This window comes from Streptomyces sp. NPDC030838 (genome assembly GCF_055572035.1).
The window spans coordinates 1-19,096 of the sequence record NZ_JBVIED010000010.1 but is presented as its reverse complement, the minus strand read 5'-3'; the positions used below and the strand labels follow the sequence as shown (position 1 = coordinate 19,096).

The window sequence follows — 19,096 nt, the reverse complement described above, 5'->3', positions numbered from 1 at the left end:
GGGGGCGGGACGCCGTCTGGCGCGGTCGAGGTACGCCGAGGAACCCGGCCGTGGAGCAGTCGCCGGTCCGCGGGCGAGACCACGCGCTGACACGCGTACCGCCTCGGTCGTCTTCTTCTGTCCCGTCTCATCAGATCTTGCAGGGGCGAGGCGGATGACCTGCGGGGTGACAGGTTCGACCGCGACTTGCTGGGGGCAGTGACGAGGCGTCGCGAAGACGTGTGGGCGGTGCGGTTGGCGCGTCTCATGGATCATGGCGAGGGTGATGCCGCCTGAGCAGGACCTTGTCAGGCTGGCGAGACACTTGACAGCCGGTTTCGCATTGAAGATGGCACTTTCCTGGTCGGAAGCCGCAGCGGTGGACGTGGTCAGGAAGAGAGGTGCCGCTGACGATCCTGAAGCTCACCGCGGGCGGTCGACCAAACGATCTCGAACTCATCGGCCGACAACGCCTGCGGGTCGTGCCCTTCCCACTCGGAGATGGGTGGTTCCGCGGTCAGACCGTAGACGCTCTCGTATTCAGCTGACCGGCCGTCTCTTTGGGCTTCTTGCCACTCGGCCAGCGAGGCAGCGGCCAGAGCCTTGCTTCGGGGCTCCTGCAACTCGACTTGCCGGATCACATAGCCATCGGCGTCCAACTCGAAGTAGAACCAGACGTCTTCCTCGTCCCAGAGGCAGCGAACCCAGGTCGTCACGGGTTCACCGCGTCGAAGGGCTCGTCGTGCCAGCGCCAGCCCGGCGGTGCCGTCGTCGTGGATGTGCAGCATGAACTCGGCGACCGGTTCGCCGTCGGGAAATGTCATGGTGAGCGCACTGCGGATCTGGGTGTAGCAGGCGTCGGCCCGCTCCTCGCCGGGCCATCGGGTGGACGCAGTGGTCCGCTGCCCGATTCCAGCGCCGTCCGCAGCATCCCCCGCCCGGCCGTGCAGTCGCTGCGGGGCCTGTAGAGCTCCATCGCCAGGTGGCGCGCCCGTTGCGCGACGAGCACGGCGGCGCCTCGCTGGGCGGCCTGGAGGCGTGGGCCCGACACCACCGCCACAAGTCTCGTGCGTACCTCTTGCTGGAAGCAGCGGGGCAAGCCGACGGAGCGGCCAGACTGCTCATGTCTGGAGAGGCGCTGGGGCCCCAGCGCGGACAATTCGCGCTGAGGCCGCTTCGCTCCCGTCGATCTCTGCTGTCAGGGGTGGACCTTCCAGGTCAGAGTCGTCCGTAGCGTCTTGGCGATGGCAGGATCGCGGACCGATTCGGTTGGGTCAGTGACCACCGCCGTCAGGTGGTGCGGTTGCGAGTGGCGTCTGTCGAGTCGCAGTTCGGGAACCTGCATCGCGTCATCCCTCGCCGGTGTCTTCAGTAGCTCGCCGTCGAGGTACCACCGCACCTCCAGAGGACGTGCGTCCGACCCTGTGGGGTGGGTCAGGAGGATGCGCGCACGGTCCCCGGGGCGCAGCGGCCGCTCGGTCGGCGTGAGGGCGCGCGCGGCGGTGGCATGCCGGTGGAAACCGGCGATCATCGCCTCGACTCCGGGCAGATTGAAGGGCTTGCCATTGAAGCGCATCAGCGAGCCGTCCGTCGGCCGGTTGAGGCCGGTCACGTAGTACCCGCCGCCTATATACGCACCGACCACACCGCCGTCCGGCGAAGTCTCGCCGAGCCAGCGGTACCACTTGGTGCGGGCTCTGTGCATCTGCGCGGCGGTCAGTCTCGAGATGTTGGACTCGTGAGGCTCGGGCCCGGTATAGCGCTCGTAGCCGGGGGTGTCGGGATAGAAGTACTCGTCCGCGAGCTTGCCGAGTGAGTGGCCTGTCTCGTGGACGGCGACCTGACCGGACAGGGCGTTGCGGGCGGAGGATGTGGCGATGCCCTCGTAACCGAGCGTCGGACTCGGTGTGTTGTAGCCGGCGCCGCCGTACTTGCTGCTGTTCGCGAGCATCATCACCAGGTCGACGTCGGGGGCGTTGTCGACGTACGAGTCGACCTTGGCCTGGTCGACGCAGAGCAGCCGTTCGTAGTTGGCGCACCAGAAGTAGGCGCCAAGGGCCGTGTCCCGCACCACGTCCGCACTCGGATCGCCGGAGACACCGGACTGGCGTGATACCGCGTCCACCGCCCACACATTGAAAAGACCCGTGTACGTCCTGTACGGCTCGACAGCCGCGATTTCCGCCCAGCGTGCCCTGACGTCCGCGTGGAATTGCGCCAGTTCGCCCGCGGTGTACCCGTCGCCTACGAAGACGATGTCGAGGCGGTACGCGGTGGGGCCGTTGTCGACGACCTTGGTGACGGCGCCGTCGGCCAGCGTCTCGGCCGACGAGAGGTCGCGCGACGGCTTGGTCTGCTTGCCCTGCCGGGGAACCCAGGCGTACCCGGCTCCGGCCTCGACGTGCGCCTGGGAGAGCGGCTCTGGCCCGGAGTGCTCCGGGCCGGGTATCTCCACTTGGACCTGGTCGGGGGTCGGCTGCGCCGCGGCATTGCCGGATGGGGCGGCGAGAACGCACACGAAGGCAGCGGCCGCAGCGGTTATCGCCCACGGTCTGCGGATGGATGTGCTGGATCTGCGCAAGGGATCCTCCTTGACGCCAGAGGGATTAAGTGCGGACTTAAGTGAAGGTAACTTCGCACTTAAGTTAGGGGACTTGGTGATGCCGCACAACGCCTCAGGGTGGGGGAGTGGCGTGAAGGAGAGAGCATGATGGACGATCCGGACAAGACACGGGGCGCCGGGTTCGACAGTAGCGCAGGCTAATTGACGTTGCGTCAGCCCGTAACTTGGTCCGCGATTGAGGTCTGGGCGTGCCGGCCTGGCCGGACGGCTGGTGGTTGATCAGCAGGCGGCCTGCCGGGCGAGCACGAGCTCGGTGCTCGGCTTGCGGCGGGTCGGTCGGCGAGCCGAACGGTCCGAAACCAGCGAAGCGATCGCCGGGTGGGTCTCGGCGTGGTCCTCGCGTGGGCCGGTGTAGCGCTGGAGCGGGCGCCACTGCCGCAATTCGGCGTGGCGTGCTCGACGCAGATCCGCTCTGAGGACTGCCGTCGGCGCATCTCCCGCCAGACGTACCGCTGGCCGAGCGGCGCGTCCCCTTCGGCTTCTTCGACGGGGCGCTGATCTGGTCGGGGAACCCGTTGGCCAGCCCTCGGTAGCCCTCGTCTGCTTCTTCTCGCCGGAGACAAAGGCCCGCCGTCCGGGCCTGCCTGCCTTCGGGCGGCGAACCTGGGTCTCGGCGCCATCGATCCGCAACCGGATCCCCGCGGCCTCGGCGTAGGAGAACACGTCCGCCAGGGTCCGAAGTCGTACGCGGGAGTCGTCGGGGACTGCGAAGCCACGCACGGCCAACGACGGGCGGATCTCCCCGATGGCGCGGGAGATCGTGGAGCGGGCGATGCCGTACAGCTCGGTGGGCGCGGCGTGCGGGAGCCCGGTGCGTGGGTCACGCTCGAAGAACCCGTGCGGCCACCGCCACGTCACGGCTGCCCGCCGATGATCAATGGTGTGGCTCTTCTGCGGGAACTGTCCGAACTGGGAACCTCCCTGCAGAAGAGCCAACGCAGCCGGCGAAGCATCGGCCCGAGCATCAGGGCCTCAGCAGTCCGCCCACCCACCAGTCGTGCGGCTTGCCATCGTTGGCGATGCCGCGATTGCGCAGTGTCCCTTCGACGGTGAAGCCAAGTTTCTCGGCGACGGCACGCGAGCCGGTGTTCCCGGCCATGGCCCACCACTCGATGCGGTGCACGTCGAGCGTGGCCCAGCCCCAGTCGCACAGGGCCCGAGCGGCCTCCACCGAGTACCCGCGGCCGCGCTGCTCCTTGACCGCCCAGTAGCCGAGCTCCCAGACGCCGCGGCTGATGAGGGTCAGGCAGTACGAGCCGACCAGGGCGCCGGTGTCCTTGCGGAACGCGCCGAGGGTGTAGTCCCTGTCCTCGGCCCACTGAGCGGGCAGCTTCTCGCCGACGAGCTTCTCCGCGTCCGCACGCCGGTACGGCACCGGCACCGGGGTGTAGAACTGGATGTCCTCGTCCTGGCAGGCTTCGTACACCGCATCCACGTCGGCAGGTGTGAAGGCCCGTAGCACCAGACGGTCGGTCTCAAGAGTCACCGGATCCATTGCGGCAGTATGAACACCACCAGCAAGCGGCGACCAGCGAATATCCTGAGCACCGCACATCAAACACCCCGGGCTGATCAACGGTCGTCGCAACACCCGCTTCGCCCCACTACGCACGCGCCCACAGCCGCCTGACCGGGTCCGTATCAGGCTCAACGGCCAACAGTAAATGACGATTGACACCTGCTCAGACACCCCGGACGCGCACAGCGGCGGCATTTGGCGGCCGGGGATGGCGAGGCGGCAGGGCCGTTCCCCGCAGAGGGCAGGGGAGGGCGGTGGTCTCGCCATGGACCGACGTGCAGCCGACGTCCCGTGCACGGCATCGGCAGCCCTGCACGGTGCACGAACAACCCTCTCCCGCCGCGGTGTTCGGTCGCCCCCCCGGCCCCCGGTCCAGGCTCCTCGCGGCAGTCCGAGATCACCGCCGCTGTTGGGACTGCGGAGCATCGTGTTGGCGTGCAGGGCGGTGAAGGCGCCGCTGAACTGGGCTTTCCAGAGCGGGGCGGGGTGTTCGCGGCCGTCCGGGATCCGGTTGAGCACGCTTCGCCTACGTGGATAACTGGCGGGTCACCTCCTTGGGTTCGGCAACTACACGACGCTCAATGGCCAGGCTCGGGACGCAGCAGGTGACTGGTGCTCGCGCGACGGGCTCTGTTTGACCTTGACACGGTGACAGGGTCTTCACTGTGTGCCGAGGAGGTGGTCTTGATGACGATCACGAGACAGGACACGGATGCGGTTCGAGCGCTCCACGGGCTGGAGGACGGCCGCGCGTCCGTGCGCCTGCGGGCTACTCTGGCGGTCGGCACGGCGCCTGACCCGCGCTTCGTCGGCAAGCTCATCGAGCGATGCGCGGTCGAGCCTGAATTCTTCGTCCGTGACATGCTGACCTGGGCGCTCACTCGCCACCCGGTGTCCGTGACGCTTCCGGGGCTGCTCCGCGAAGTCCGCTCGGAGTGTGCGCAGGCACGGAGCCAGGCGCTGCACACGCTGTCCAAGATCGGGGACCGGCAGGCGTGGCCGGCGATCACACGGACGCTTCTGTCCGACGCCGACGACGAGGTCGCGCGGAGCGCCTGGCGGGCCGCCGTCGTGCTCGTACCGGAAGGTGAGGAGGCCGCGTTGGCCACGGTGCTGGTGACGCAGCTCGGGCGTGGTGGGCGGGAGACGCAGCTGAGTCTGAGCCGGGCGCTGGTCGCGCTGGGTGAAGTGAGTGTGCCGGCTCTGCTTGCTGCGGCGACGGCTCCTGACCTGCGCATACGCGCGCACGCGCTCGCGACGCAACGGCTGCTGCGCGACCCGGACGCCGGATTCGGGTTCGCGATCGAGGAGGCGAAGCGCGTCGTGGCCCTCGGCGGGTCCGGCCGGGAGGGACGATAGGGCGTGCTGATTGGCGAGGTGGCGCGACGGTCCGGGGTCAGTGCCCGCATGCTGCGGCATTATGAGTCGCTCGGTCTGGTGCGACCTTCGGGTCGTACGGGCTCCGGCTATCGGGAGTACTCCGGGGAGGACATCCAGCGGATCTTCCATATCGAGAGCCTGCGGTCGCTCGGGCTGTCGCTGCGTGAGATCGGATGTGCGCTTGACGATCCCGGCTTCACGCCCTCGACGCTCGTCGGCGACCTCATCCGTCAGACGCGCGAACGCATCGCTGCGGAGACCGACCTGCTCACGCGGCTGCGCCGGATCGATGCCGCAGACCCCGCCGGCTGGGAGGACGTCCTCCAGGTCGTTGCGCTGCTGCAGGCACTGGAGTCGAAGAGCGCCGACGCGCGCCAGCGTGCGGCCCTTTCCTCGGTCGACACGGTTCCGGTGCCGGTGGAGGCGCTGGTCGAGGCGGTACTGAGCGAGACAGACCCGAACGTGGCCGGAGCCCTTCGATGGGCGCTGGCGCGATTGGGTGATGGCGCCACGGCACTGCTGGCGGAGGGCCTCGGCTCACCGGTGGCCGCGGTGCGGGAACATGCCGTTCAGTGCCTGGTGGAGATGCCGGGCGGGGAGGCTGCCGCGCAGCTGCGGGATGCCCTCGCGCACCCCGACGTCGTGGTCCGTGGGTATGCGGCTGTGGCGCTCGGGACACGTGGTGTGGCCGATGCGGTCCCGACGCTCATCGACATGATCGTGGAGGGCAGGAACGACACCGATGCAGCCGATGCACTGAGCGTCCTGGTGAGCGACACCGCGGCGGCGGATGAGATCGCGAGCAGGCTCGTCGACCGCCTCGCCCACGACACTACAGAAGCGCCTGCACGCGGACGGCTGACCCAGGCGCTGGCGGGCATCCCGGGGACGAGGGCGTCACGTGCCCTGGTCGAGCTGTCGCATGATGTCGACCGTGCTGTTGCGCTGACTGCGGCGTACCTTCTTCTGCTACGCGACGCACGGTGACAAGGGCGTAGAAGGTGACAAGGGCATAGAACCCGTCAGCCACATCTGGATCAACGACGTGCTCGGCATCCCCAGCGCCGCCTCCGCGAGGACCACCTCCTTCACGAAGCCGAGGCCACCGGAGGCAATCCCCGCCGCATCTGCGACCTGTTCGCACTGACCATCGGCGCGGCCCTCCCTACACCACCACCGACGACCAGGCCGGCCTCGCCGAATACAACCTCCGCAACACCGGGCCACGCCCGAGAACCCGAGTCGACGACAACGGCTGAACAGCGACGAACCGCTCCGCCGAATGGATCGGCATCCACCACGATCCGATGCCTGGCCGCTGCTGACCTTGGAAGGCCTCACCCCGTCTCGCCCTCGCGCCACGCCCGCCGTGGACCCGGACACCGCGAAACGGCTCACCCAGGCTCATCCACGAGAGCCAAAAAAATCGCCACGGCGATGTCGAGAACCCATGACTGGCTCCGTCCCCGAGGTGAACGCGACCACAATGGGTCGCACCAGCACCGAGGAGACACACGATGGCCAAGTACCTGCTGCTCAAGCACTACCGCGGTGCCCCGGCTCCGGTGAACGACGTCCCCATGGACCAGTGGACGCCGGAGGAGATCTCCGCCCACGTGCAGTACATGAACGACTTCGCGGCCCGGCTGGAGAAGACCGGCGAATTCGTCGACGGCCAGGCGCTCGCCCCCGAGGGGACATGGGTCCGCTACGACGGCGAGGGCCGCCCGCCGGTCACCGACGGACCCTTCGCCGAGACCAAGGACCTCATCGCCGGCTGGATGGTGATCGACGTCGACAGCTACGAGCGCGCCATCGAACTGGCCGGGGAACTGTCGGCCGCCCCCGGAGCGGGCGGCAAGCCCATCCACGAATGGCTCGAAGTGCGCCCCTTCCTCACCGCCTCGCCCACCACCACGGAGTGCCCCCACCGATGAACGAGGCCCTGCTCCGCAGCCTCACACCGAGCGTGCTCACCATCCTCGTCCGCCGCGGAGCCGACTTCGCGGCGGCCGAGGACGCCGTACAGGACGCGCTTCTCGAGGCGGTCCGCGTCTGGCCCGCCGACCCGCCGCGAGACGCCAAGGGCTGGCTGGTCACCGTGGCCTGGCGCAAGTTCCTCGACCAGGCCCGCTCCGACGCTGCCCGCCGCCGCCGTGAGGACCTCGTCGACGAGCAGCCGGCGCCCGGAGCCGGACCCTCAGCGGACGACACGCTCCAGCTCTACTTCCTGTGTGCCCACCCGTCACTGACCCCGGCGTCCGCCATCGCACTCACCCTGCGCGCCGTCGGCGGGCTCACCACCCGCCAGATCGCCCAGGCCTACCTGGTGCCCGAGGCCACCATGGCCCAGCGCATCAGCCGTGCCAAGCGCACCGTGGCCGGCGTGCGCTTCGACCAGCCCGGCGACGTCGCCACCGTGCTGCGCGTCCTCTACCTGGTCTTCAACGAGGGTTACTCCGGCGACGTCGACCTCGCCGCCGAAGCCATCCGCCTCACCCGGCAGCTCGCCACCCAGATCGGCCACCCCGAGGTGGCCGGACTGCTCGCCCTCATGCTCCTCCACCACGCCCGGCGCGCCGCCCGCACCGCACCCGACGGCAGCCTGGTCCCCCTCGCCGAACAGGACCGCAGCCGGTGGGACACCAACCTGATCGCCGAGGGCATCGAGATCCTGCAGGCCGCCCTCGCGCGCGACCGGCTGGGCGAGTTTCAGGCCCAGGCCGCCATCGCCGCCCTCCACGCCGACGCCCCAACCGCCGACGAGACCGACTGGGTACAGATCGTCGAGTGGTACGACGAACTCGCACGCCTGACCGACAGCCCGGTCGTCCGCCTCAACCGCGCCGTCGCCGTCGGCGAAGCCGACGGACCACGCGCCGGCCTGGCCGCGCTCGCGGCCCTGGACGCCTCACTGCCCCGCCACGCCGCGGTGGCCGCCTACCTCCACGAGCGCGACGGCGACCTGGCGACAGCGGCACGGCTCTACGCCGAGGCGGCCCGAAAGGCCCCCAACCTCGCCGAACGCGACCACCTGACACGCCAGGCCGCCCGGCTCAACGCCCAACGACGCCGCTGACAGCTCCCGCCCGGAACTCCCCGCAGCACACGACGCGGCCCAATGGCCACAGCGGCGTGCAGCGCGTTCATCGGAAACGACGCTGCCTGCGGGTAGCCGACTCCCGCGGGTTACGCGGTGACCGAGGCGGCCGGGACCACGACGTAGGGCCTGTAGCCGCCGTGACCGCCGTGATGATTGCCGACCACAGCGACGACAACGTCTCCCACCGGCAGCGGGAAGCCATCCGGCAGGTCGGGGCCGGGCTCATCGAGCGTGCTGGCGACGTCCATGCCGGGGATGAACAGCGGCACGAGTTCCTTGGACCGGTCAGCGAGCAAACCGTCGCGCAGCGTGACGTCGGCCGGGTTCACACCGCCAGCGCGCACTCGGACGCGGACCTCGCCCGCCGCGGGCCGCCACCGCCACCCGGTCCGCTACTCCGCCTGCGGAACGACCTCAACTCGACCAGGTGCCCTCATCCGAAGGCTGAGCAGTCTCCGCTTCTCTGCCCAGTGTCTCGACGCCGACGACCTACACGGAGCCGTCCGCTCAGGGGGCCGGAATCGAAAACGCATGACACAACCTGGTCGAAGAGAACGCCTTCTCGTTGCTCCAGCGTCAGTTCGTTCACGCCCTCTACTTCTTCAGCCCAAGCCGCCGCGCACTCGTCGTTCAGCACGAGCAAGCCAGCGCCGCCGCACTGGTCGAGAGCGCAGCCGAGGGGGAGGGCCGGCGAGGTTGCCGTCGGCGGGCCCCGGTGCCGTGGGTGGCGACGCCGTCGGCGCAGGCGCCGGTGTGATGGCTGGCGCGGGAGGTGCCGAAGGCGGGGAGCCGATCGGCAGGATGCCACCGGCCGCGGCAGGGGCGGCTGTGGCGAGGGCGGTGCCCGGGGGGAGGGCCGTGGCCGTGGTGCGTCGATTGAGCATGCCCCGTGAACGACCGGCCACGATCGGTGTCACCGCACGTCCGGTGCCCCTGACCGCGCACAGCCCAGAGCCGGACCCTGCCCACCCGGCGAGCGGAGCCCGGCGCGCAGGCTGCACTCAAGCGTGTGCGGGTGGGGCGGCGGGCCGCCCATCGCACCAGACCGCCCGGCAGCACGGACACCCCCGCTCGTAACGGTCGACGAACTCAACAGACTCCCCCAGGCCCAGCGCCTTGGCCGGCCGTACCTGTGGCAGGGACAGCAGATGGTGTCTGTCCAACACCCAGTCGTGTCCTGCCCGGTGCTGCCCGTCAAGCACGTCCAGCACGCCTCATCCACCCTCCCGTCGGCGCGCCGGACCCGCAGGGGACTCCAAGGCCACCGCCAGTGGTTGGTTCAGGAGTATCGGTCAGGGAGATGGAGAAGAAACACGCGGATGGCTTCGTTGATGTCAGGAAGCCTGCTGGCGACCTCATGGACCACGGGCGTCGAAACGGTGACCCACCAGAACTCAACCTTGCGCTGCATGAAGCCGCGGGGGCGCAAGGCGGACACGCTTAGGACCCCGACAGGGAGTCCCCGGTCGTTGGGAGCGTACTTGAGGCCGTCATTCCAGTACACGTCGAAGTAGTCCCTCCTGTCTGCCCGCTCGTGGAGGGAGAGTCTGCGAAGCTCCAACGTCTTCCTGAGGCGTGGTTCTATGCCGTCTAAATAGCCCATTCCGGCTCCCATCAATGGCGACAGCACAAGCGCAGCGGTCTATGCCCGACGACCGCGCTGCCAAGCCTATTTCCCACCCCCTCGCCAGCGGGCACGTTCATAGGATTTGTTCCGACTCCCCAACCAGGTCGGTCGCCTGCGGGCCCCGATCGCAGCGCCCTCGGCGAGGAAGGGGGGCGTGATCGCGGCACAACGTCGGCACCAGGCCGCTGCGCTAGCCAGGCTGGACGCCTCCTGGTCGGGCAGCAGATCGACGGGACGACGGGTTTCGACGTCCACCAGGACAGTGCCGCAGTGGCGTCCCTTGTGGGTGGCGTACTCGTCGACACCCACCACCCCCTGCCACGGGCACATCGGGCTTGCCGAAGAGCGTCGATCAGGCGAAGGACCGTGCTGCGGCTGACAGACACCCGATAACGCGGGCCGGGCGGGCGCCCGCCCGGCCCGCCAAGGCGAGCTCCACCGCGGCCAGGGGGGAACGCAGCCGCTCGGTCCGCTGACCGTGTCTGCGAGTCAGCCAGGTATCTGTTCGACGAAGGTACGACGCGCGCATGCGGTGTTCCAGCAGACGAAACCGACGCACCCACAGCCGGACGACAACGCTTCCTCCGCTGCTGGGTACATCAGTGGGAAACCGGAGGTAGAAGCCGCGAACACGACCGGACCACGCTCCGCACCCCGGACACTCGGCGCCCGCCGCGGCTGCGCGTCAACGCGCATCGCCCCGACGTTCGTGTCGACCGACAGCACCGCGATGTCCGCGACCGACGAGAAATTAACAGCTCCTCCAGCCGGAGCACGCTCTTCAACGGCCCAGTACTGTCGCCCCAACCGCCGTAGCCAACAGTCGTTTCCGGGCAACTTCCGTCACGTCCATCCGCCCTCAGCAAACAGTATGGACTCCGCAGCGCCGAGCGCTGCTCCCTTTCTCCCTGCCGCAGCCTGTTGGGGGCCGCCACTGCGTGGATGCAGGCAGGAGATAATACGGATCATGGACTACGGAGTGTGGGAACCAGCGCGGCTCGGGCAGACCCGACTGCTGGATGGTCGACTCCTGGGCTGGGCGGAATGGGGACCGGCCGACGGCACCCCGGTACTGGTGTGCCCAGGGGCGGCCACCAGCAGGTGGCTCGGTTTCGGCGGCGGTGTCGTGGACTCGGCCGGAATCCGGCTCATCAGCGTGGACCGGCCCGGCCTCGGCGCCTCCGACCCAGCACCTGCCCGAACTCTGACCAGCTGGGCCACCGACATCGGGCACCTCATCCAAAAGCGGGCCCTGCGAGCGCCGGCGGCGGTGGGCTTCTCGCAGGGAGCACCCTTCGCCCTCGCCCTGGCGGCCAACGATCTGGTGAACGCGGTGGCCGTGGTATCCGGCAGCGACGAACTCGCCCACCCTCGCTTCACCCACACGCTGAGCCCGCAGGTAAAGGACATGGTGGACACCGTCGCGGCCGACCCCGAAGCTGCTGAGGCCTCATTCGCCGACTTCGGCAGCGCCGACACACTATGGGATCTGATCACCACAACAAGCCCCGAGACAGATCGAGCCGTATACACCAACCCAGTCTTCCAGCACGCGTTCCGGCGCGCGATGGAGGAGGCATTCAGCCAGGGCCCGGCAGGCTATGCCCGCGACACGGTCCTGACGATGGACCGCTGGCCATTCGACCCCGCCGACATCGCCGTCCCGGTCGACCTCTGGTACGGACAGCAGGACACCAGCCCGGTCCACTCTCCGGATCTGGGTGAATCGCTCACTGAGATGATCCCGACGGCGACACGGCACCTGCTTCCCGCCGCCGCGGGATCCTTGCTCTGGACACACGCGGAGGCCGTCCTGCGCACCCTGCTGGCCCACATCCGGTGACGATGGCGAAATCGAGCAGCCCAGCTGCGACCAACCGGCTGGACCGGGAATCGAACAGCGCTCTGCGCCGGCGCCTCCTGAAGCTGTGAACATCCGCCGCTCAACTCTCATGAAGCCGATGTCTTCTTCCGCCGGGGCGACGACATCGAGCGAGTCGTCACCGCCCTGCGGGGCGATCAGCCCACGGTGACGGTGTACGGGCCGCCGGGCTGCGGCAAGTCCTCGCTCGCACTGGCCGGTGTGGTGCCCAGGATGAGAAAGGACGGCTACCGGATTCTGTCGGCGAACGCCACACGATTCTCGTCCCTGCCGGCAGCGCTCGCCACCGACACTGTTCGAGATGGCGACGTCGGGAGAGCACGGCCCATTGCGCACGCAGAACGTCGACCAAGTAGACCACCGCCTGGGCGAGTTAGGGCTCGCGGATGCCTTCCACCGGGTCACAGGGCGGCCGGCGGAACGGCTGCTGGTCGTACTCGACCAGGCCGAAGCACTGCTGAACCGCCCGGAACCCGAGATCCTCGATGCCCTCGAGCTACTGTTCCCGAAGCAGCGGCAGGCCGGTCTGCGGGTCCTCGTCACCCTGCGCGCCGACCTCATGGACGACGCACTGAGCCACCCGCACCTGGGCCCCGCGCTCAAGCGCGGCGCGACACTTCCGCTCACGCCCATGACCCAGGACCAGCTGCACGCCGTCATCACCGAACCGCTCAAGCCCCTCCGGCGGTTGAGTACGACCCCGGACTTGACCGGCGCTTCTTGGACGATGGGGGTGGAGGTGGGGGAGCACCGGTGAACTCCTCTTCGACGATTCCCACCGCGGCCGTGTCGGCCAGCGCGGGGGTCAGGAAATCGACCAGCTCCTGGCACGTGGTTTCGATGTCGAGGGTGGTGCCGATGCGCGTGGCCGCGGCATCCAGCAGGCAAGCCGCTGATGCGCCGTCTCCAGGTCGTCCAGGTAGCGGCGCAGGCTACTGATCTCCACGCTGATCCCGCACAGACACGCATCCTGTCCCGGAAGATCCACTCGGTGGTAGACCGCTCGCCAGAGCCTCTGCCCCAGCGGCGAGGAGACCCTCGTCGTTCCGGCGATGGTTGCCTCCCGAGGTTGCCCGTCCGCGAGTACCTCGTACGGGGCGTCGTCCGGGCTCTGGAGGTCCGGCAGTACTTCCCCGAGCGTTCGTCCCAGGAACGCGGTGGCGGGCACGCCACTGACCCGGACCCATGCCGGGTTCACATACAGATGGCGCAGCTGCGCGTCGAGAACGACGATGAGGGCCAAGGTCCCCTCGACAAGCTGCCGCGCCCCTCGATGGCGTGACCTCTCATGTGAGGCTGAGCGTCAGCCACGAGGTTGAGACAGCGGGGCACATCGCAGGCCTTGAGGCCTGCGGGGCCTCACCCAGCCTCCGTCTGTCCGGCCGCTCACGAATCGGCGCCCAACCTTCGCTGAGAATGCTCAACCTTCGATGCGAGAGATCACATTACGAAGCGGCTTCGGCTTCGGTTACCGACCTCCCCAACCTTGATTACAAAGCTGAGGGAAAATTCAAGGTCAAATCAAGCGCAAATCTAAGGGTAAGTTGCGGTAGGGTCCAGATGGAGGTGGAGCATGCCGACGGAAGATGAGCTGTTCGCAGCCGTGGACGCACTGCTCGCGGGAGAGCCGGAGCTGCCCGAGCCCGCCGAGCGGACACGACTGCGCGAAGCGGCAGGAGTCACTCAGGCCCGGCTCGCGCAGGCACTGCAGACGACAACGCAGACCGTGAAGAACTGGGAGGCCGGCCGCTCCGAGCCGCGCCCCCCGCGCCGCCAGGCATACCAGCGACTCCTCGACGCCTGGGCGGAGCGATTCCCCGTCGACGCCAACCCCGCCCAGCCCGCGCAGGACACGGCGGTGCCCGAGACGCTCACCAGCACAGCAGCCCCGGCACCACAAGCGCGGACTCTGTCCACAGGGCAGACGTCCGAGGCCGCGGCCATGACTACTGCTGAGACCACCCAATCCCGTCCCGCCGCCGTTCCCGCCCCGGCCGCTGCGGCGGGTCCGGCACACACCACCAGGTCGTCCAGCTCGTCATCGACGTCGCGCCGCGCGAGCGCGAAGAAGGTCCCCGCCGGCACCCCGGCGCGCGGCACCGACCCCCGCTTCGCCAACGGGCCGCTCGCGGTCATCGACGTCGACGCCGACGGCCAGGTCCTGGCGTACTGCACCGGCGGCCTTGTCCTGGACGTGCCCGCCAAGAGCATCCCGGCCCTGGTGGAGTGGACGCTCACCGAGGCCAAGCTCGGGCAGCCGAAGCTGTCCGGCCCGGGCAAGGACGCCGACCCGCTGCTCGTACTCACCGAGGCCGCGCTGAAGCGCTACGGCCTGCCGGTCGCCCTCACCGACGAGGAGCGGCTCGCCGGGCGAATCCCGGAGGGCCACAAGGTCGTCAAGCAACTGGCACGCGCCGACTGGAAGCTGACGAAGCGCGGGTTCGGGCCGTGGGCGCGGATCTACCGCCCGGCCACCGGCTCGGAGCGTTCCTGCGTGCAGTTGTGCATCCCGTCCTGGCACGCGCTCGACTCCCGCCACTGGGGCAACGCCGCACAGCTCCCGTCGGTGGAACTCGCCCGGCTCCTGGGCGTGTACGCGTACCGGGTGATCACTCCGCGCGGCTCCACCGCCGTCACCGGCCTGGAGCTGATGACCGCGCTGCACCCGCCGACCCGCGCCTCCGAGCCCGACGCCGACGGCCGACGGCACTCCGAGCACAACCCCGGCTCGCTGGGCAAGGACCCGGTGGACTGCGCCCCCTGCGAGGCCCCCGACGGCCACCCGCTCCTGGCGGACCTGCCGCGCTTCCACGTCCGCGGCCCCGGCGAGAAGCTGTTCGAGGAGGCGTACGACTGGGCGCGGCCGATGACCGACGGCGAGTGCACCCTGCGGCACCTGGTCGGCATCGACGTGAACATGGCCTTCGCCGCCGGCGCCAACGGCCTCATCGTCGGTCTCGGCGCGCCCACCCACGTCGAGAACCCCGTGTTCGACCCGAAGCTGCCCGGGTCGTGGCTGGTGGACCTGTCCCACGTCGACCTGTCCCGCGTGAAGGCCGGCAAAGAGTGGGTGGGGCTGGACGGCTCGCTGCTGCCCAGCCCGTTCACCCCGACCGGCGAGCGCCCCGAGGGCCCGGCCTGGTACGCCACGCCGACGGTCGCGTACGCGGTGGAGCTGGGCTACGACGTCGCGCCGATCGCGGCGTACGTCCGCTACGAGAACGGCCGCTACCTGGACGGCTGGTACAACCGGCTGCGCGACGCCTACCTAGCCACGATGGCCGACCTCGGCGTGCACGCGGATATGGCGCCGGCCGACTTCCTGGCGGCGATGGACGGCTATAAGGAGCGTGACCCGCAGCTGGCGATCGTAGTCTCGGCGATCAAGGCGACGGTCAAGGGTGGCCTGGGCAAGCTGCGCGAGCGCCCGCGCGGCGAGGGCTGGCGGCCGGGCGAGCCGTGGCGGGCGCTGTCCCGGCCGACGTGGCGGCCGGACATCCGCGCGGCGGTCATCTCGCGCACGCGGGTCAACCTGCACCGCAAGATCGTGCGCCACGCGGCGTTCACCGGCCAGTACCCGATCGCGATCCTGTCCGACTGCGTCGTGTACGCGGCCAACGGCGAATCGCCGCTGGACTTCCTGCCGTACCGGGACGGCAAGCCGCTGCCCGGCGGCTTCAAGCTCGGAGTGAACCCGGGCCTGGTGAAGTGGGAGGGCACCCAGACCGTCCTGTGGGGTGAAGAGGTCCGCGAGCGGTTCAACGCCCCGGAGCTCAACCTCGCCCGGTACATCAAGGACGGCACCGTCACCGGCGTCGACAACGGGGAGTAGGAGAGGGCGATGGACCTGTTCGGGGACGGCCTGGACGCCGCGGTGCAGAAGGCGTTCACTCGCCCGGCGCCCAAGAGCGCGGGTGCCCAGATGAGGTACCTGGTCAAGCAGTTGAAGGGCACCAAGCCGGTCGCCCAGATGCTGCGCATCTCCCAGCGCACCGTCGAACGGTACGTGAAGAACCAGATCAAGAAGCCGCGCCCGGACCTCGCCGCGCGCCTGGAGCGTGAGGTGAGGAAGCGGTGGCAGCCGCAGATCCGCGCCAGGGCGCGGCAGAAGGCGGCGACGACCGGCGGCATCGTCATCGACACCTTCGCCCGGATCGGCTACACCGCGCCGGTCGGCACGACGGACGACGCCCGACTCCGCCATCTCACGGTGGCGCTGCCGCCGCGGTTCGCCGCCCGCCTCTTCGATGCCCACGAGGCCGACGCCAGCGAACAAGAACTCAAGAAGATCGCCGCCGAAGCGCTCAAGGAGATCTACTTCCAGGACAACGGCCGCCGCGCAGGCCAACTGGAGGAGGTCCGCTTCACGGACATCGAGCACCTGGAGTTCGAGCTGTAGCGGGCGTGCCCCGAACAGCCTGCGAGCCCGGTGTGACTGATTCCCAATGATGCTTGTCAACGGGCGGGCGTCAGGTTCCGCGCATGAAATCGTTGATCACGGCCGTCCGCGAGCAGGAGAAGGCTGCCCGTTTCCTCGCTTGGCCGGGCGATTTCGACCTGCACCGAGGCGACCATATCGAGGAGGTCCCCCTCGCCTCGGGCGCCGCGCTAGAGGGATTCGCCGGCGACGGCGCCGGGGGCACCTTCTTCTTCTGCGGCGAAGGTGGCGAGGAACGTCCTGTCCTGTACGCGGACTCCGAAGGAAGTGCGGCGCTGATCGCGATCGGCCTGCCCGAACTCCTGCGGCTCCTGCTGGTCGCCCCATGGTGGCGCGGCTGCCAAGCGTTCACCGCGGAGGAGAGTCGCAAGCTCGCAGCCGAGTACCTGGAGGACATGCCAGACCTCGTGGCCCGACGGGACCGTGCCGCCGCGGCCCTTGGCCTTGCCCTTGCCACCGAAGAGGACGTCTTGGCCCGCTTGCGGGAGGTGGTGCTCGGAATCGGAAAGGACTTCGTCCTCATCTTCACGCCGCAGGGCGAGCCCTACGATCCTCTCTTCAAGGGCTGAGACGCGTCATGGTGGCAGCCGACAGGAGTCCTTCACGACAGCAGGATCAGCAGGCAGCGAGATGGTGCCGAGGTGGCTGGGCCGCGAAGGTCTGTTGATCACGGATGAGGCCCACAGGACATCGAGGCGGCGGCGAGCAAGGGCGAGGACAACCTGCTTGCGGCTCTTGCCTTCGGCTCTTTGCGGTCGTGGCCGCCTCCGGTCCCGGCCGGTGGCCTCGGTGGCTGTCCATTGGGCGCCGAGGCTGTGCAGGGCGCGCTCGGCGGCTTGGTGCCAGTCGCGGTCGGTCCAGCGGTCGTCGGTGGCGTCGTCGGCGCTGCGGATCAGGCCGTGCAGCTGATAGGGGCCCCAGCCCGAAGGGGTTCTCGCGGACGAAGGGCCGCTCGATCAGCCGCTGGACGGGGGCCTCGTGGACGAGGCCGGCGGTGGCGAGGGTCAGGTCGAAGGAGTCCAGCAGGCTGATCGAGCGCAGCACGTGCCGCTCCGCGGGGGTGAGGTCGGAGAGGGTGCGGGCGATCAGCGCGCCGAAACCGTGGACGAAGTCGGCCGGGACCGGCTCGCGGCTGCGGCGGATCTCCAGGAAGCGGAACACGGACAGGTCGAAGGTGGTGACGACCACGACTCGGGTGGTGGCGGCGAGTTGGCGGGTGACTTCGAGGCCGTCGAGGCGTGGCATGCGGATGTCGGCGAGGACGATGTCGGGGCGCAGGGTACGGGCGAGGCTGATGGCGGTGGCGCCGTCGGCGGCCACGGACCGCCGTTGGCGGCTTCGCCGACGACGGTCATGTCGGGTTGTGAGTTGAGGATCAGCCGGAAGCCGCTGCGGATGTCGTCCTGGTCGTCGGCGATCAGGATGCGGGTGGTGGTCATGCCGTGTCTCCGGTGGCGGGGAGGGTGACGGTGAGGCGCCAGGTGCCGTGACGCCGGGTGGTGTGGAGGGTTCCGTTCATGACGCGGACGCGTTCGGTGACGGCGAATAGTCCCGTTCCGCCGGTTCTGCCGGTCTGGCCGGTCCTGCTGTGTTGGCGTGTGCGGGTATGGTTGCGGCCGGTGTTGTTGGTGACGCTGAGCTGGACGGTCTTGTCGGCGAGTGTGAGGGCTACTTCGACGCGGGTTGCGTCGGGGGCGTGGCGGCGGACGTTCGTGAGTGCTTCCGTCACGACGCGGTGGACGGTGGCGGCGGTCTCGCGGGACAGGGCGGTCTCTGCTTCGGGGGCGATGTGGATGCGGGCCCGGGTGTGGCCGGTCTCGTCGAACCGCCTTACGAGTTCGGTGAGTTGGCCCGTGCTTGGGAGGGATGTGCCGCCGGCCTCGTGGCCCGAGTCCCGCAGCATGTGGATCGTGCGGTCGATGGAAGCCAGTGCTGCGAGGCCGGCCCGTTCGATCCGTTCCAGTGCCCCGGTCACCGCCTGCGGATGCTGTTCGGCCACGAAGCGGGCGGCCTGGGCCTGTGCCACGATGCCGCTGATGTCGTGGGCGACGAAGTCGTGGAGGTCGTGGGCGAGTTCGAGCTGCTGGCTGTGGCGGGCTTCCCGGACGGCCTGGCGTCTGCGGTGTTCCATCAGCCGGGGGTATCCGCCCACGGCGGCTGCTCCCAGGGTGGGCAGGAACCAGAAGGCGCCCATGCCGACCCGTTCGTAGATCGACGCGGCGGGCACCAGCGGCTGGGGCCACAGCGTGAGCGCCACCGCCGCAAGGCCGATGCCCACGGCCGCTTCCCGGCGCGGCGCCCACCGGAACGCGGCGGCCTGCAGCACCACGAGTGCCGTCGCCGCCGCGAAGAGCGGGACGGACTCGTCCTGCGTGGCGCCCGGGCCCCATCCGAAGGTGACAGCGATCAGTACGGCCGCGGCCAGCGCGGCCGCCCGCCCCGCCCAGGCGCCTCCGACGGTGAGCAAGGCGCCGCGTTCGAGGGTCGGATCGATTGCCTTCTGACCGGCGGTCCGGTCGCTACCGCCGCCGGGGTCATCTTGCGC

The 19,096-nt window shown here is 69.3% G+C and carries 14 protein-coding genes and 4 pseudogenes; 10 read left to right on the top strand and 8 right to left on the bottom strand.

The window, feature by feature from the left end; genetic code table 11:
- Positions 1–368: 368 nt before the first annotated feature.
- From ACZ42A_RS24355 to ACZ42A_RS24345, 3 genes are all read right to left on the bottom strand, one after another.
- Positions 369–803, bottom strand: coding sequence for a hypothetical protein (locus ACZ42A_RS24355; protein WP_468529359.1), 435 nt, complete (start codon positions 801–803; stop codon positions 369–371).
- Between the two features lie 374 nt (positions 804–1,177).
- Complete coding sequence (locus tag ACZ42A_RS24350; protein WP_468529358.1) at positions 1,178–2,560, bottom strand: M64 family metallopeptidase; 1,383 nt, start codon at positions 2,558–2,560, stop codon at positions 1,178–1,180.
- A 1,006-nt stretch (positions 2,561–3,566) separates the two neighbouring features.
- Positions 3,567–4,097: a GNAT family N-acetyltransferase gene (locus ACZ42A_RS24345; protein WP_390629419.1), complete on the bottom strand. Its 531-nt coding sequence runs from the start codon at positions 4,095–4,097 to the stop codon at positions 3,567–3,569.
- A gap of 711 nt (positions 4,098–4,808) precedes the next feature.
- Here ACZ42A_RS24345 and ACZ42A_RS24340 point away from each other — a divergent pair.
- The 4 genes from ACZ42A_RS24340 to ACZ42A_RS24325 all read left to right on the top strand — a co-directional run bounded on the left by ACZ42A_RS24340 (position 4,809) and on the right by ACZ42A_RS24325 (position 8,580).
- Complete coding sequence (locus ACZ42A_RS24340) at positions 4,809–5,480, top strand: HEAT repeat domain-containing protein (protein ID WP_468529609.1); 672 nt, start codon at positions 4,809–4,811, stop codon at positions 5,478–5,480.
- Positions 5,481–5,483: 3 nt separating this feature from the next.
- Complete coding sequence (locus ACZ42A_RS24335) at positions 5,484–6,488, top strand: MerR family transcriptional regulator (protein WP_468529357.1); 1,005 nt, start codon at positions 5,484–5,486, stop codon at positions 6,486–6,488.
- Between the two features lie 530 nt (positions 6,489–7,018).
- A complete protein-coding gene (locus tag ACZ42A_RS24330; protein ID WP_468529356.1) occupies positions 7,019–7,438 on the top strand; it encodes a YciI family protein in 420 nt (139 codons plus the stop codon).
- Positions 7,435–8,580, top strand: a complete 1,146-nt coding sequence (locus ACZ42A_RS24325) for an RNA polymerase sigma factor (protein WP_468529355.1) — start codon at positions 7,435–7,437, stop codon at positions 8,578–8,580. Before ACZ42A_RS24330 ends, ACZ42A_RS24325 begins: the two co-directional genes overlap by 4 nt.
- Positions 8,581–8,690: 110 nt before the next feature.
- Here the strand turns inward: ACZ42A_RS24325 and ACZ42A_RS24320 are convergent.
- Together ACZ42A_RS24320 and ACZ42A_RS24315 are read right to left on the bottom strand one after the other, a co-directional pair.
- Positions 8,691–8,957: pseudogene (locus ACZ42A_RS24320) on the bottom strand (alcohol dehydrogenase catalytic domain-containing protein); the annotation flags it as partial.
- 926 nt (positions 8,958–9,883) lie between these two features.
- Positions 9,884–10,207, bottom strand: a complete 324-nt coding sequence (locus tag ACZ42A_RS24315; RefSeq protein ID WP_468529354.1) for a hypothetical protein — start codon at positions 10,205–10,207, stop codon at positions 9,884–9,886.
- 991 nt (positions 10,208–11,198) lie between these two features.
- On the opposite strand from ACZ42A_RS24315, the gene ACZ42A_RS24310 reads away from it, so the two are divergent.
- The 3 genes and pseudogenes from ACZ42A_RS24310 (at position 11,199) to ACZ42A_RS24300 (ending at position 12,870) form a co-directional block, all read left to right on the top strand.
- Positions 11,199–12,074 (top strand): alpha/beta fold hydrolase, encoded by an 876-nt coding sequence (locus ACZ42A_RS24310; protein WP_468529353.1) that lies wholly within the window; start codon positions 11,199–11,201, stop codon positions 12,072–12,074.
- A gap of 117 nt (positions 12,075–12,191) precedes the next feature.
- Positions 12,192–12,359, top strand: a pseudogene (locus tag ACZ42A_RS24305) (nSTAND1 domain-containing NTPase); the annotation flags it as partial.
- A gap of 55 nt (positions 12,360–12,414) precedes the next feature.
- Entirely contained in the window at positions 12,415–12,870 is a 456-nt protein-coding gene (locus tag ACZ42A_RS24300) for an nSTAND1 domain-containing NTPase (RefSeq protein ID WP_468529352.1), read from the top strand.
- Positions 12,871–12,918: 48 nt separating this feature from the next.
- Here ACZ42A_RS24300 and ACZ42A_RS24295 read toward each other — a convergent pair.
- A pseudogene (locus ACZ42A_RS24295) lies at positions 12,919–13,365 on the bottom strand (PAS domain-containing protein); the annotation flags it as partial.
- Positions 13,366–13,686: 321 nt separating this feature from the next.
- Here ACZ42A_RS24295 and tap point away from each other — a divergent pair.
- The 3 genes from tap to ACZ42A_RS24280 all read left to right on the top strand — a co-directional run bounded on the left by tap (position 13,687) and on the right by ACZ42A_RS24280 (position 17,120).
- Complete coding sequence (gene tap, locus ACZ42A_RS24290; protein WP_468529351.1) at positions 13,687–15,945, top strand: telomere-associated protein Tap; 2,259 nt, start codon at positions 13,687–13,689, stop codon at positions 15,943–15,945.
- Between the two features lie 9 nt (positions 15,946–15,954).
- Positions 15,955–16,512, top strand: a complete 558-nt coding sequence (gene tpg / locus ACZ42A_RS24285) for a telomere-protecting terminal protein Tpg (protein WP_468529350.1) — start codon at positions 15,955–15,957, stop codon at positions 16,510–16,512.
- 83 nt (positions 16,513–16,595) lie between these two features.
- Entirely contained in the window at positions 16,596–17,120 is a 525-nt protein-coding gene (locus tag ACZ42A_RS24280) for a hypothetical protein (RefSeq protein WP_468529349.1), read from the top strand.
- A 46-nt stretch (positions 17,121–17,166) separates the two neighbouring features.
- Here the strand turns inward: ACZ42A_RS24280 and ACZ42A_RS24275 are convergent.
- A pseudogene (locus tag ACZ42A_RS24275) lies at positions 17,167–17,817 on the bottom strand (hypothetical protein).
- Positions 17,818–17,986: 169 nt separating this feature from the next.
- Positions 17,987–19,096 (bottom strand): sensor histidine kinase (locus ACZ42A_RS24270; RefSeq protein WP_468529348.1); only part of this gene is annotated, 1,110 nt, incomplete at its 5' end.

What these genes read in the sequence shown, in the direction of transcription:
- ACZ42A_RS24355 (WP_468529359.1), bottom strand. Translation starts at nt 803, where the DNA reads ATGACATTTCCCGACGGCGAACCGGTCGCCGAGTTCATGCTGCACATC.
- ACZ42A_RS24345 (WP_390629419.1), bottom strand. Translation starts at nt 4,097, where the DNA reads ATGGATCCGGTGACTCTTGAGACCGACCGTCTGGTGCTACGGGCCTTC.
- ACZ42A_RS24340 (WP_468529609.1), top strand. Translation starts at nt 4,809, where the DNA reads ATGACGATCACGAGACAGGACACGGATGCGGTTCGAGCGCTCCACGGG.
- ACZ42A_RS24330 (WP_468529356.1), top strand. Translation starts at nt 7,019, where the DNA reads ATGGCCAAGTACCTGCTGCTCAAGCACTACCGCGGTGCCCCGGCTCCG.
- ACZ42A_RS24325 (WP_468529355.1), top strand. Translation starts at nt 7,435, where the DNA reads ATGAACGAGGCCCTGCTCCGCAGCCTCACACCGAGCGTGCTCACCATC.
- ACZ42A_RS24315 (WP_468529354.1), bottom strand. Translation starts at nt 10,207, where the DNA reads ATGGGCTATTTAGACGGCATAGAACCACGCCTCAGGAAGACGTTGGAG.
- ACZ42A_RS24310 (WP_468529353.1), top strand. Translation starts at nt 11,199, where the DNA reads ATGGACTACGGAGTGTGGGAACCAGCGCGGCTCGGGCAGACCCGACTG.
- ACZ42A_RS24300 (WP_468529352.1), top strand. Translation starts at nt 12,415, where the DNA reads ATGGCGACGTCGGGAGAGCACGGCCCATTGCGCACGCAGAACGTCGAC.
- tap (WP_468529351.1), top strand. Translation starts at nt 13,687, where the DNA reads ATGCCGACGGAAGATGAGCTGTTCGCAGCCGTGGACGCACTGCTCGCG.
- tpg (WP_468529350.1), top strand. Translation starts at nt 15,955, where the DNA reads ATGGACCTGTTCGGGGACGGCCTGGACGCCGCGGTGCAGAAGGCGTTC.
- ACZ42A_RS24280 (WP_468529349.1), top strand. Translation starts at nt 16,596, where the DNA reads ATGAAATCGTTGATCACGGCCGTCCGCGAGCAGGAGAAGGCTGCCCGT.